General features: G+C 66.2%; 11 protein-coding genes. 6 read left to right on the plus strand and 5 right to left on the minus strand.

Annotated features, from left to right (window positions below; genetic code table 11):
* Positions 1–4: 4 nt before the first annotated feature.
* The 5 genes from Q0687_RS16915 to Q0687_RS16935 are packed head-to-tail and all read right to left on the minus strand — an operon-like array spanning position 5 to position 3,596.
* Entirely contained in the window at positions 5–775 is a 771-nt protein-coding gene (locus Q0687_RS16915) for a sulfite exporter TauE/SafE family protein (RefSeq protein ID WP_298878750.1), read from the minus strand.
* On the minus strand, positions 772–2,028 hold the full coding sequence (locus tag Q0687_RS16920) for a CCA tRNA nucleotidyltransferase (protein WP_298878751.1): 1,257 nt from the start codon (positions 2,026–2,028) through the stop codon (positions 772–774). The genes Q0687_RS16915 and Q0687_RS16920 overlap by 4 nt, the downstream gene beginning before the upstream one ends.
* Positions 2,029–2,038: 10 nt before the next feature.
* A complete protein-coding gene (locus Q0687_RS16925) occupies positions 2,039–2,302 on the minus strand; it encodes a DUF6111 family protein (RefSeq protein WP_298878753.1) in 264 nt (87 codons plus the stop codon).
* The gene (locus Q0687_RS16930; protein ID WP_298878948.1) at positions 2,299–2,964 is read right to left on the minus strand and encodes a CoA pyrophosphatase; all 666 of its coding nucleotides are present in this window, start codon (positions 2,962–2,964) and stop codon (positions 2,299–2,301) included. Before Q0687_RS16930 ends, Q0687_RS16925 begins: the two co-directional genes overlap by 4 nt.
* 20 nt (positions 2,965–2,984) lie before the next feature.
* Positions 2,985–3,596 carry a DUF1285 domain-containing protein gene (locus tag Q0687_RS16935; protein WP_298878755.1) on the minus strand — a complete coding sequence of 204 codons (612 nt, stop codon included), beginning with the start codon at positions 3,594–3,596 and terminating at the stop codon, positions 2,985–2,987.
* Between the two features lie 273 nt (positions 3,597–3,869).
* Between Q0687_RS16935 and Q0687_RS16940 the strand changes: the two genes are divergently transcribed.
* The 6 genes from Q0687_RS16940 to Q0687_RS16965 all read left to right on the plus strand — a co-directional run bounded on the left by Q0687_RS16940 (position 3,870) and on the right by Q0687_RS16965 (position 13,892).
* The gene (locus Q0687_RS16940) at positions 3,870–4,868 is read left to right on the plus strand and encodes a MoxR family ATPase (RefSeq protein WP_298878756.1); all 999 of its coding nucleotides are present in this window, start codon (positions 3,870–3,872) and stop codon (positions 4,866–4,868) included.
* A complete protein-coding gene (locus Q0687_RS16945; protein ID WP_298878757.1) occupies positions 4,868–5,812 on the plus strand; it encodes a DUF58 domain-containing protein in 945 nt (314 codons plus the stop codon). Before Q0687_RS16940 ends, Q0687_RS16945 begins: the two co-directional genes overlap by 1 nt.
* Positions 5,809–8,622, plus strand: coding sequence for a DUF4159 domain-containing protein (locus Q0687_RS16950; RefSeq protein ID WP_298878758.1), 2,814 nt, complete (start codon positions 5,809–5,811; stop codon positions 8,620–8,622). The genes Q0687_RS16945 and Q0687_RS16950 overlap by 4 nt, the downstream gene beginning before the upstream one ends.
* A gap of 7 nt (positions 8,623–8,629) precedes the next feature.
* Positions 8,630–10,693: a hypothetical protein gene (locus tag Q0687_RS16955; RefSeq protein WP_298878760.1), complete on the plus strand. Its 2,064-nt coding sequence runs from the start codon at positions 8,630–8,632 to the stop codon at positions 10,691–10,693.
* A gap of 371 nt (positions 10,694–11,064) precedes the next feature.
* Positions 11,065–11,475: a DUF2946 family protein gene (locus tag Q0687_RS16960; RefSeq protein WP_298878761.1), complete on the plus strand. Its 411-nt coding sequence runs from the start codon at positions 11,065–11,067 to the stop codon at positions 11,473–11,475.
* Positions 11,476–11,624: 149 nt separating this feature from the next.
* The gene (locus Q0687_RS16965; RefSeq protein WP_298878763.1) at positions 11,625–13,892 is read left to right on the plus strand and encodes a TonB-dependent receptor; all 2,268 of its coding nucleotides are present in this window, start codon (positions 11,625–11,627) and stop codon (positions 13,890–13,892) included.
* Positions 13,893–13,921: the final 29 nt, after the last annotated feature.

A 13,921-nucleotide genomic window follows, 5' to 3' on the forward strand; every position in this document is an offset into this window, starting at 1 on the left:
CCTTCTAGACAATCAGCTGCTTCGCCGCCGCCGAGATCATCACCAGCCCGCCGGTGATCACCGCGACGTCGAGGATCGCGGTGTGGATATGCACCGGCATCCGCTCGACGAAGGCTTTGGCCAGGAATGCGCCGGGGATGGCGATGCCGCCGATCAGCAGCGCGAGGGCGAGCACCTGCGCGGTCACCGCGCCGGCGAGGCCGAACACCGAGATCTTGATGAGGCCGGTGCCGAGCGAGACCATCGCATCGGTCGCAATCACAGCGGCGCCTTCAAGGCCCGCGGCCATCAGCAGCGAGAGCAGGATCACGCCCGAGCCCGACGTGCCGCCGACAAGGACGCCGTAACCGACCGAGCCCGCCGCAAGGCCGGTGTCGCCGATCCTGACCTGGCGACGGCGCAGGACACGGCGCAGCGGCACGCTCAGGATCAGCATGGTGCCGATCACGAGCGCCGCGCCTGTATTGGTGAGGCGGGTGTAGCCGTAAGCGCCGAGCGCGGTCGTCAGCGCCGCGCAGGCCAGCACGATCGCTGCGCGGCGACGGTCGGCATAGCGGAGATAAGCAACCGCGCGGCTGGAATTGGTGAAGAGCGCCGAGATCGCGATGATCGGCACAACAGGCTCGGCGCCGACGAGAGGCACCAGCACCAGGGGCATCAGGGCGCCGGTGCCGTAGCCGGCGAGACCACCGATGATCGAAGCAAACAACGCCATCATTGCAACCAGCAGCAGCTGGAGAAGCGAGATGTCGGCGAAGCCTGAAACGATGCTCAATTTTTCCCGTCGCGGCTGACGCGTGCCAAGGCCTGGTCGGCGATGGCAGCGAGTGCGGCCTGCTCTAGGGGAAAATCGGCCGCGAGCCAAGCGTCCTCGGCGAGTGTCAACACATGTCCGAGCGCGGGTCCTTCCGAGAGGCCCCGCGCGATAAAGTCGGCGGCCTTCAGCGGAAATTTCGGCGCGGTCCAGCGCTGCGGAAGCTCGGCGAGCTCGCGCCAGCGCGACGAATGCGCATCGTCGCCGCGGCGCGCCCAGGCCAGCAACACGCGATCGTGATAGCGCTCGGGGCCCAGCCGATAGACCAGCCGCCGCGCGCTGGCCTCGTCCCTGGTTGGGAAGCGCCACCAGCGATGGCCCATCGAGTCCAGCGCCTTGGTTTCCGCATTGGAGAGCCGCAGGCGCGTTGCGACACGCTTGGCGTCCTCCGTGACGGCGACGGTGAGCGCAGCGAGACGGCGCGTCGGGCTTGCGGTGAGGCCGAGCGTGCGCTCGATCGCGATCATCGCCTCAAACGGCCCGGCATAGGCAACGCCGCCAATCATCGCCTGCAGCAGGCCGGCCTCGATCATGGCGAGTGCGGCGGCGGACGCGCCTTGCGCCACCAGCAATTTCAGCATCTCCATGCGCACTCGCTCGGCCGAGAGCGTGGCAAGGCCTTCGCGCCCGCGGATGCAGGCGAGCGTGCCGTCACGATCGGGCGCGCCGACGCCGAAGGCGGCGTGGATGCGGAAGAAGCGCAGGATGCGCAAGTAATCTTCGGCGATACGCTGGTCGGGCGCGCCGATGAAGCGGACGCGGCGCGCCTTGGCATCCGCAATGCCGCCGACATAATCGTAGACCACGCCGCTTGCATCGACCGACAGGCCATTCATGGTGAAGTCGCGCCGCTCGGCGTCCTTCACCCAGTCGCGGCCGAAGGCAACCTTGGCCTTGCGGCCGAAGGTCTCGGTGTCCTCGCGCAGCGTCGTGACCTCGTAAGGCGCGCCGTCGATGACCAGCGTGACGGTGCCGTGGTCGATGCCAGTCGGCACGCATTTGATGCCGGCAGCCTTGGCGCGCCGCACCACCTCCTCCGGCAATGCCGTGGTTGCGATGTCCATATCGCCGGGCGGCAGGTCGAGCAGCGCGTTGCGGACGGTGCCGCCGACCACGCGCGCCTCCTCGCCGTCGGCGTTGAGCAGTTGCAGGACGCGCGCGGTCCCGCCTGCGATCAGCCAGGGCGCACCAGCAAGGATCGGCTCCGTGCTCATCGTCCGGCCCTTAGCTTTCTCTGCCCGGCACGAGCTTGCCGTTCTCGATATGGGCGGGAATGTAGGTCGAGTTCGGCGCGGCGCCGGAGAAATGCGCAAGGCCGATCAGCCCGGCGATGACGAGCACCAGCGCCACCAGGATGAGGCGCGCGACGACGGTGATCGGCCAGGACGATTGCACGAACAGGCCGGACCGCGTGGCGGCCAGAAACAGCGCATAGACGGCAAAGGGGATGAGGAAGATTCCGATCTCGGTCAGGATCGGCCGGATCATGACGAATAGATCCGCTCATACAGCACACGGAGCATCCCCGCCGTGGCGCCCCAGATGTAGCGCTCCGCAAACGGCATCGCATAGTAAAACCGCTCCATGCCGCGGAATTCCTTGCTGTGGACCTGGTGATTGGCCGGATTCATCAGGAAGGATAGCGGCACTTCGAATGCGTCATCAACCTCGGAATGGTTGATCGTCAGTTGAAAACCGGGGCGGACCCTGGCCACCGTCGGCAGGATGCGGAAGCCGAACGCGGTGCCATAGAGATCGAGATAGCCGATCGGATCGACGAAATCCCTCGATAACCCGACCTCCTCCTCGGCCTCGCGCAGCGCGGCATCGAGCGGCGAGGAATCGATCGCGTCGATCTTGCCGCCGGGAAAGGCGATCTGGCCGGCATGGTCGTTGAGATGCGCCGAGCGCTGCGTCAAGAGGATGGTTGGCTCGGCATGGTCGACCACGGCTATCAGGACCGCCGCGGGACGCACCGGCTGCTCGCGCGCGACGATCTCCAGCATCTTGTCGGTGCCGGGATCGCCCGAGGCCGGGATGATATTCGGATCAAACAGCCCGGGCGGCACGTCGAAACTGAGCTTTGCCTTGGAGCGGGCGAAGAAATCTGCCGCGCGGAACGCGACGGGCGCCTGCTCACTCTTCGAGATGGAGTTGGAGATCAGCTCGTTCAAAGCGCGGCCCTCACCTGCTCCGCGTCGGCCATGGCGAAGAACTCGCCTGATGATTCGACGCCGAACATCGGCTGGCCATCGACCATCCGCTCCTCGCCCATGTCAACCAGATCGTAATAGAGCGCACGGGTGACCTTGGCCCAGAGATCGGCGCGGACATGCAGGTATGGCGTTAATCCGCCGTCCGCCGCCTGCTCGAAGCGGAGCCGGTGCGCGCCATCGCAGGTGACCCAGTCATCGACATTGGTGCGGAAGCTCAGCACGCGATGGTTGTCCTCGTCGTGCTTGAGCATCTCGACCGCCATGAACGGCGCGTCGTCGACGCGGATGCCGACCTTCTCCACCGGCGTGACGAGAAAATGCTTGTCGCCCTCGCGCTTCAGAATCGTGGAGAACAGGCGAACCAGCGCGTGACGGCCGATTGGCGTGCCCATGTAGAACCAAGTACCATCGGAAGCGATTCGGATGTCGAGATCGCCGCAAAACGGCGGATTCCACAGATGCACCGGAGGCAGGCCCTTTTTGGCGCCTTCGGCATTGGCAGCACTTTTGGCGGCGGCACTCAGCCCCTCAAGACCTTGGTTTGTGCTCTGCCCTTGGTTCGCCATGGTTTGCCCTGACTTTGCGTTTTGGCACGATTGGTGCAGGTCTGACTTAGAAGTCTACGTTGCACGTAAGTCTACGGTTCCACCCCGGATTCGTCCGGTGTGGAGGTCTCCACTTCGTGATGCCGTACATAACCCGAAGCCGATAAGGTGGGGATAGGTTAATTCAACGAATACATGGCGTTCCTGCAAGTCTAGCATAGCGCCCATGACGCAGGTTGATGCGATCATTCGACGACGCAGGGAAGCCGCGTGGCAGGCTTGAGGAGCTAACGGATGGCAGAAAGTGTCGAGAAGCTCGAAGACGGCATCGTCCGTTCGGCCGAGCAGGTGTCCGCTCAGATTCGCGCGGCGAAGGATGCGATCGGGTCGGTCATCTTCGGCCAGGATCGTGTGGTCGAGAACACGCTGGTCACCATCCTCTCCGGCGGCCACGCGCTGCTGATCGGCGTGCCCGGTCTTGCCAAAACGAAACTGGTCGAGACGCTCGGCGTCACGCTCGGTCTCGATGCCAAGCGCATCCAGTTCACGCCTGATTTGATGCCGTCGGATATTCTCGGCGCCGAAGTGCTCGACGAGAGCACCGCCGGCAAGCGCTCGTTCCGCTTCATTTCGGGCCCCGTGTTCGCGCAGTTGTTGATGGCCGACGAGATCAACCGCGCCTCGCCGCGCACGCAATCGGCGCTGCTGCAGGCGATGCAGGAGCAGCACATCACCGTGGCGGGCGCGCGTCATGATCTGCCGAAGCCGTTCCATGTGCTGGCGACGCAGAACCCACTGGAGCAGGAAGGCACCTATCCGCTCCCCGAAGCGCAGCTCGACCGCTTCCTGATGGAGATCGACGTCGACTATCCCGATCGCGATGCCGAGCGCCGCATCCTGTTCGAAACCACAGGTGCCGAGGAGACGCTGGCGAAGGGATCGATGAACGCGGATGCGCTGATCACGGCGCAACGGCTGGTGCGCCGCCTGCCGGTCGGCGATTCCGTGGTGGAAGCCATCCTCTCGCTGGTGCGTTCGGCCCGTCCCGGCGCCGAGAGCGGCGAGGCCGGAAAATCCATCGCCTGGGGCCCCGGCCCGCGTGCCAGCCAGTCGCTGATGCTCGCCGTGCGCGCCCGTGCGCTGATCGACGGGCGTCTCGCGCCCTCGATCGACGACGTCCTCGACCTCGCCGAGCCCGTGCTGAAGCACCGCATGGCATTGACGTTCCAGGCCCGCGCGGAAGGGCGGACCATTCCTGACGTGATCAAGCAATTGAAGACACGGATCGGTTGATGGCGGCAGAGAACGGGCACACAGCGAAGGAGATCATCGCGATCCGACGTGCCGATGGCGAAAGCCGTACGCTCGCCGCTTCGCTGCCGCGCCTGGTGCTCGAGGCCCGCCGTATCGCCGCCAACGTCATCCACGGCTTGCATGGACGGCGCCGCGCCGGCTCGGGCGAGAACTTCTGGCAATACCGCCGCTTCGTCTCGGGCGAGCCGGCGCAGAATGTCGACTGGCGCAGATCGGCGCGTGATGATCATCTCTATGTCCGCGAGCTCGAATGGGAAGCCTCGCACACGGTCTGGATCTGGCCCGATCGGTCGCCGTCGATGGCGTTCGCCTCGAAGACCGCGCGCGAATCCAAGCTGGAGCGCACGCTGATCGTCGCCTTCGCGCTGGCCGAGCTGCTGGTCGCGGGCGGCGAACGCGTCGGCATTCCCGGATTGATGGCGCCGACCGCCAGCCGCAGCGTCATCGACAAGATGGCGCAGGCGATGCTGCATGACGATGCCATCAGGCTGAGCCTGCCGCCCTCTTTCGTGCCCGCGGCTCTCGCCGAGACGATCCTGCTGTCGGATTTCTGGTCGCCGATCGCGGAGATCAGGACGACGCTCGCAGGGCTGTCCGGCTCCGGCGCGCATGGCACGCTGGTGCAGATCGTGGATCCCGCGGAGGAAAGCTTCCCCTATTCCGGCCGCGTCGAGTTCGTCGAGCCGGAAGGCTTTGGCATGATCACCGCCGGCCGCGCCGAGAGCTGGGCGCAGGATTACACCACGCGGCTTGCGCTGCACCGCGACCAGATCCGCGCCGAGACCAACAAGCTCGACTGGCTGTTCACGACGCATGCGACCGACCGCTCGGCGGCTGAACTCCTGCTGTTCCTCCATGCCGGCATGCAGGTGAGCAAGTCGGGCGCCCGCGTCACCTCGATCAAGGCGGGGCCGGCCGCATGATGGGATTACCGCTCGCCTTCACCGAACCGCTGCTGCTGATCGGCCTCGTCAGCCTTCCCGTGTTGTGGTGGCTGCTCCGCGTGATGCCGCCGCGGCCGCGCCGGATCGAGTTTCCGCCGACCCGCCTGCTGTTCGACATCGCGCCCCGGGAAGAGACGCCCGCGCGGACCCCATGGTGGCTGACGGCACTGCGGCTCCTGGCCGCGGCCCTCGTCATTTTCGCCGCCGCCGGCCCGATCTGGAATCCGCAAACCGGCCTTGCCGGCAGCAAGGCGCCGCTGATGATCATGCTCGACGACGGCTGGAGCGCCGCCTCGAACTGGGACACCAGGATCCGGGCCGCCGACGAGCTGATCGCCAACGCCGACAACGACCGCCGCGCGATTGCGCTGGTGCCGCTGTCCGAGCCGAACCGCGACATCACGCTGATGCCGGCGGGCGCGGCGCGCGTTGCGCTGCGGCAGATCGTGCCCAAGCCCTATTCGATCGAACGGGGTGAAACCCTTACCGCGATCGATCGTTTCCTCAAGACAACCGGCGATTGCGAGATCGCCTGGCTGTCTGATGGTGTCGACACCGGCCGCGGCGAAGAGTTCGTGGCTGGGCTCGGCAAGACCATAGGGGATCGCAGCTTGACGCTGTTCGAAGGCGGCACCTCTTCCCCGCTCGCGCTGGTCGCGGCGGAAAATGCGGCCGCGAAGATGACCGTGAAGGTGCTGCGCACCGACAGCGGCATTGCCACCGGGACGGTGCGGGCCCTCGACCAGAAGGCCTCGCCGATCGGCGAGGCGCGCTTCACCTTCGGGATGCAGGACAAGGAGACCGAAGCGGCGTTCGACCTGCCGGTCGAGCTGCGCAACGATATCTCCAGGCTCGAGATTTCAGGCGAGCGTTCGGCGGGCGCAGTGCAGCTGCTCGACAAGCGCTGGCGCCGCCGCGCCATCGGCATCGTCTCGGGCTCGACAAGCGAGACCTCGCAGCCGCTGTTGGCGCCGACGTTCTACCTGACGCGCGCGCTGGCGCCGTTCGCCGACGTCAGGCTCGCCGACAAGGGCGCCCCGCAGCAGGGCATCACCCAGTTTTTGGACCAGAAGCTGCCGATGATCATCCTCGCCGATGTCGGCACCGTCGCGCCAGAATTGCGCGAGCGCCTCAACGCCTGGATCGACCAGGGCGGCGTGCTGGTGCGGTTCGCAGGTCCCCGCCTCGCTCAGGCCGAAGACGATCTCGTGCCGGTCAAGCTGCGCAAGGGCGGCCGCACGCTCGGCGGCAGCCTGACCTGGGAGAAGCCGCAGCATCTCGCCAGCTTCACTGCCGACGGCCCGTTTGCCGGCATCGCAGTCCCCAAGGATGTCACCGTGAGCCGGCAGGTGCTGGCCGAGCCCGACGCCGTGCTCGCCACCAAGAGCTGGGCCTCGCTCGAGGACGGCACCCCGCTCGTGACCGGCGAACATCGCGGCAAGGGCATCGTCAGCCTGTTCCATGTCAGCGCCGACATGCGCTGGTCGGATTTGCCGATGTCCGGCACCTTCGTCGAAATGCTCCGGCGTGTCGTCGACATGTCCGGCTACACCGCCAAGCCCGGCCCCGGCGTCGCCACCGAGGCGACTGCCGAGACGCTGGCGCCGCTGCACACGCTCGACGGCTTCGGCGCCTTCGGGCCGCCGCCCGCCACCGCCAAGCCGCTGACGGCTGATTACCGCGACCGCGCCACGCCGGACCATCCGCCCGGCTATTACGGTCCGGCAGAAGGACCGCTCGCCGTGAACACGCTCGCTGCTGCCGACCGCATCGCCGCGCTCAACACCGCGCCCCTGCACGCAAGGCGCGCAACCTACACCAACGCCGAGCCGCGCGACCTGCGCGGCTGGCTGCTGTCGACCTCGCTGGCGCTGTTTCTGGTGGACGCCCTCATCGTCGCGCTGCTCGGTGGCGGTCTTGCCGCATTGCTGCGCCGGCGCGCTGCACCTGCCATGATCCTGCTCGGCGTCCTGCTCGCAGGCATCGCGGTGCTGGCGCCGACGCCCTCGCGTGCCGACAGCGCGTCGGACGAGTTCGCGATGAAATCAACCTCGCAGACCCGCCTCGCCTATGTCGTGACAGGAAATGCCGACGTCGATTCCATCGTCAAGGCCGGCATGTCCGGCCTGACGCTGTTTCTGGCGCAGCGCACCGCGCTCGAGGCCGGCGATCCTGTCGGCGTCGATCCCGCGCGCGACGAGCTCGCTTTCTTCCCGCTGATCTACTGGCCGATCGTGCCGGGCCAACCGAAGCCGCCGCAGGACGCGATCAACAAGATCGACGCCTATATGAAGCAGGGCGGCACCGTGATCTTCGACACCCGCGACGCGGTCGAAGCGCCGCCCGGCGATAACGGCGCTTCGCAGACCCCGGGCATGCAGGCGTTGCGCGAGATCCTGTCATCGCTCGACGTGCCCGAGCTCGAGCCGGTGCCGCGCGAGCACGTGCTGACCAAGACGTTCTATCTGCTGCGCGACTTCCCCGGCCGCTTCAATTCAGGCCAGACCTGGGTCGAGGCGCTGCCGCGCGAGGATGACGACGAGAACGCACAGCGGCCGGCACGCGGCGGCGACGGCGTCTCGCCGATCATCATCACCTCCAACGACCTCGCCGGCGCCTGGGCGCTCCGTCCCGACGGCCAGCCGATGCTGCCGCTCACGCCGGGCGAACCGCGCCAGCGCGAATTCGCCTACCGCGCCGGCGTCAACATCGTGATGTACACGCTGACCGGCAACTACAAGGCCGATCAGGTGCACGCACCGGCCCTGATCGAACGGCTGGGGCAATAGGATAGAGATGAACTACGGCATCGCGTTCACGCCGCTTGTCCCTGCGATCGTCCTGTGGATCGCGCTGGCGGCAATCGTCCTCATCGCCATCGTGCTGCTGGTGGCGCGGGCGCGCGGCGCGGCCGTGCGCGTGGCGGCGCTGGCGCTGTTCCTGCTGGCACTCTCCAATCCGTCCTTCACGCGCGAGGACCGCGATCCCCTCACCTCAGTCGCCGCCGTCGTGGTCGACAAGAGCCCGAGCCAGAATTTCGGCAAGCGCAACCAGGAAGCCGCAAAGGCGCAGGAGGCGCTGGTCGACAGCCTGAAGAAGATCAAGGGGCTGGAGGTACGCGTCGTCGAGGCCGGACAGGCCGACGGCGAGACCGACGGCACAAAACTGTTCGGCGCGCTGGCCTCTGCGCTGTCGGATGTGCCTGTCGACCGCGTCGCTGGCGCCTTCCTGATCACCGACGGCCGCGTTCACGACATCCCGGCCAATGCCGCCGCGCTCGGCTTCCAGGCGCCGGTGCAGGCGCTGATCACCGGGCAGAAGGACGAGCGCGACCGCCGCATCGCGATCACCGCGGCGCCGCGCTTCGGCATCGTCGGCCAGAACCAGACCATCAGCTACAAGCTCGACGACCAGGGCGTCACCGGCGAGCGCGCCAAGGTCACGGTGCGCCGTGACGGCGAGGTCATCAACGAGCGCACGCTCGCGAGCGGCCAGAGCGCAAGCGTCGACGTCGAGATCAAGCATGCCGGCCCCAATATCGTCGAGATCGAGGCCTCGCCGCTCGAGCGCGAGCTGACGCCGGTCAACAACCGCGCCGTCGTCGCCATCGACGGCGTCCGCGACAAGCTGCGTGTGCTGCTGGTCTCGGGCGAGCCGCATTCCGGCGAGCGCACCTGGCGCAACCTGCTGAAGTCCGACGCCAGCGTCGACCTCGTGCATTTCACCATTCTGCGTCCGCCGGAGAAGCAGGACGGCACGCCGATCAACGAGCTATCGCTGATCGCGTTTCCGACCCGCGAGCTGTTCCAGCAGCACATCAATGAATTTCAGCTGATCATCTTCGACCGCTACGCCCGCCAGGGCGTGCTGCCGATCCCCTATTTCGAGAACATGGCACGCTATGTGCGCGCGGGCGGCGCCGTGCTGGTCTCGGCAGGCCCCGACTATGCATCGACCAGCAGCATCTGGCGGACACCGCTGGACGCGGTGCTGCCGGCCGAGCCGGTCGGCGTGACCGAGAAGCCGTTCTATGCGCATCTCTCCGATGTCGGCAAACGCCATCCCGTCACGCGCGGGCTGGAGGGCTCGGCATTCGAACCGCCGCACTGGAGCCGCTTCTTCCGCACCGTCGAAACCCGCAATGCGGTCAACCCGCCCGTCATGACGGGTGCGGACGGCAAGCCGCTGCTGTTCCTGTCGCGCTTCGGCGAGGGCCGCGTTGCGCTCCTGCTGTCGGACCACATCTGGCTTTGGGCGCGCGGCTATGAAGGTGGCGGCCCGCATCTCGATTTGCTCAGGCGCATGTCGCACTGGCTGATGAAGCAGCCGGACCTCGACGAGGAAGCGCTGCGCATGCAGGTGCAGGGCAAGGATCTCGTGGTCGTGCGCCAGACCATGGCGGACACCGTCCAGCCGGTGAGCGTGACCTCGCCGTCCGGAATCTCGCATGATCTGACGCTCAGCCCCGGCGATCCCGGCGAGTGGCGTGCCAGCCTTCCCGCAAACGAGCTCGGCCTGTGGCAGGCGACCGACGGCACGCTGAAGGCGCTGATCAATGTCGGCCCGACCAATCCGAAGGAATTTTCGGAAGTCACCTCCACCACCGAGACCCTGAAGCCGCTGACGCAGGCGACCGGCGGCAATTCGTTGCGCATTGCGGATGGCGGCAGCGTCGAGCTGCCGCGCATCGTCCCGGTGCGCTCGACCGGCGTCTTTGCCGGCGACGGCTGGATGGGCGTGCGGATGCGCGACGCCAGCGTCGTGAAAGGCGTCGGCGTGCTGCCGATCTTCTCCGGCCTGATCGGCCTTCTGTTGCTGCTCGGCGCGTTTGCGGCGACCTGGGTGCGCGAGGGGCGGTAAAGATCAGTGCTCTCGCGCTTCCGTCTCCCTCTGTCGGCGAAGGTAGCATGTGAGCTCGGCAGGGGTCTGAACAAGCGCCTCGTCCTTCGAGACGACCGCTTCGCGGTCTCCTCAGGATGAGGCTAAGCGGCAGCTTTTGTCGAGTTGCAGCCGCGCACTCCGACCTCATCCTGAGGGCCCGCCGCAGGCGGGCGTCTCGAAGGATGGGCCAGAGGCAAGCATGCCGAGTTGCCCGAACGACACATGCGGCTCACTGCCTACTACCCTGAGCCCGCCCGCAGTTGACATCCGCAGATCGATCAGGCGATGTTACAATATAACATCGCGATACCCCGGTTGGGTGCCTCGCGATGCGGGGTGGTTTTTTTGAGATGAAGTGGTTCCGGTCGAATATCAGGCACGGTGCCCGCCTCGCATTGTTTGCGATGCTGGTGCAATTCGCGCTGACCTTCGGCCACAGCCATTGGTTCGCGCAGGCTGCGCCGCTCGCGCAGTCGCAACTCGCCGACAGTGCCAAGGGGACGGCCAAGAGCATTGCGTCGCCCGATAGCGCGGCGGTTCAGAAGCAATCACCTGCAAATCCCGATCGCGAACATCCGGGCGAGGACAATTGCGCGATCTGCGCGCTTGTCGCGATGGCCGGCACGGCCATGTTCGCGACACCGCCTTTGCTGCATTTGCCGCAGGCGGTCGAGCTGCTCTACCGCACCACCGATGCCGAATTCATTCATCTGGAATCGGCACGCCACGCGTTCCAGCCGCGCGCCCCTCCCGCCTCCTGATCTCCCGTCGATTGAACTGTCTTGTGCATCGGCCGCACGTCGCGCCGATTCCACTGGGCTATCGCAGATGACCCGTCGCATGGCGACGGCGCATGCCGCCTGCAAGCGCTCTGAATGCGCGCGGCGGTGCGCGATCGGAAATCAGGACAATGCTGTCTTCAAAAGCAATCTTGGCGGGCGCGAGCCTCGCCGCACTCACGCTGTCTTATCCCGGCGCCAGCGCCATGGCGCAGACGACGGCGCCCGTCACGACGCTTCCCGGCGTCGAGGTCGATGCGCCCAAGCAGGCGCAGGCGAGGCGCCGCCCGAAAGTTCGCGTCGCCGTCGACAGGCGACGTCCGGCGTCGCAGGCGCGTCCGCAGACCGAGGCGCCCGCTGCCGTCGAGGGTCCCGGCGAACGGCTCGATGCCGCGCGCCAATCCATTTTGCCGCCCGGCGGAGCCACGGCGCACACGCTCACGCGCCAGGCCATCGAGGCGCTGCCGCAAGGGACCAACGCCTCGCTCGACAAGGTGTTGCTGCAATTCCCCGGTGTCACCCAGGATTCCGCGGCAAGCGGCGATCTGCATATCCGCAACGAGCATGCCAATCTGCAATACCGCATCAACGGCGTGATGCTCCCTGACGGTGTCGGTGCGTTCGGGCAGATCCTCGACACCGGCATCGTCGGCAGCCTCAGCCTGCTCACCGGCGCGCTGCCGGCGCAGTATGGCCAGCGCACCGCCGGGGTGCTCGACATCTCCACCAAGGCCGACGCCTTCAACAACACAGGCCTCGTCGGCGTCTATGGCGGCAGCAACGGCACCATCTCGACCAATGTGGAATATGGCGGGACCGCCGGGCAGACGCAGTATTTCCTGTCGGGACGGTTTCTGCAGAACAATCTCGGCATCGAGAACCCGACCCCGTCGGTCAACGCGATCCACGACCGCACCAATCAGGAGAAGGGCTTTCTCTATCTGTCGACGATGATCGATCCGGAGAGCCGCCTCACCTTCATGAGCGGCGTGTCGAATGCGACGTTCCAGATCCCGAACAATCCGGGCCAGGCGCCCGCCAACACGGCGTTCGGCGTCTCGAATTTCGACTCGTCCCGGCTGAACGAGCACCAGAACGAGTTCAACCAGTTCAACGTCGTCTCCTACCAGACCTCGAACGGGGAGTTCGACACGCAGACGTCGTTTTTCAATCGCACCAGCCTGCTGCACTTCTATCCTGATCCGATCGGCGATCTCGTCTTCAATGGGGTATCGTCGGACGTCTATCGGCAGAGTGTGGTCAACGGCATCCAGCAGGACACGTCATGGCGCATCGGCTATGCGCACACGCTGCGCTTCGGCCTGTCTGTCAGTGCGGAGCGGACGCTGGTCAACAGCGGAACCACGGTGCTGCCGCTGGTCGATCCCACTGACCCGACCGCAGGCACAATCGACGCGCCATTCTCGGTGTTCGATTCCAGCGCCAAGACCGGCTGGCTGATCGGAACCTATCTCCAGGACGAGTGGAAGATCACCAACAATCTGACTGTGAACGCCGGCCTGCGCTTCGACCAGATGGTGCAATTCGTCGATGCGAACCAGCTCAGCCCGCGCGTCAGCCTGACCTGGAAGCCGTTCGACGGCACCACTTTCCACGCCGGCTATGCCCGCAACTTTACCCCGCCCTCGCAGGTGATCGCCTCGCCCGTCAATCTTGCCCTGGTGACGCCACCGGGTGCGCCTGCCAACACGCAGACGCCGGAGGTCGGGCTGAACAGCCCGGTGCTGCCGGAACGCTCGCACGTCTTCGATGTCGGCGTGACACAGAAGATCTACGCCATCCCCGGTCTCGAAGTCGGTGCCGACGCCTACTACAAAAAGGCGCGCGACCTGCTCGACGACGGCCAGTTCGGCGCGGCCTATGTGCTGAGCGGCTTCAACTACGATCGCGGCGAGAATGTCGGCGTCGAGCTGAAATCGACGTACCGAAACGGAAATTTCAGCGCCTACGCCAATCTCGCCTGGGCCAAGCAGATCGCGACCAATGTCGTCTCGAACCAATATCTGTTCGGGGCGGATGAGCTCGCCTACATCTCCGGCCATTACATCTACACCGACCACGCGCAGATGCTGTCGGGCTCGGCCGGCGCCTCCTATCTCTGGGCGGGCACGCGCTACAGCATGTCGATGGTCTATGGCAGCGGCCTGCGCTCGGGCTTTGCCAACACCGATCATCTCCCTGGCTACACGCAGGTGAATCTTGGCCTGTCGCACGATTTCAACATCGTCGCGCCGAACAAGCCGACGACGCTGCGGTTCGACGTGGTCAACGTGTTCGACACGATCTACCAGATCCGCGACGGCTCCGGCATTGGCGTGTTCGCCCCGCAATACGGACCGCGGCGCGGCCTCTATGTCGGCGTCTCGCAGCGGTTCTAATTGCGCGGTATCCTTGTGGCGCATCCTTC

Source organism: uncultured Bradyrhizobium sp., from assembly GCF_936928535.1.
Taxonomy (GTDB): Bacteria; Pseudomonadota; Alphaproteobacteria; order Rhizobiales; family Xanthobacteraceae; genus Bradyrhizobium.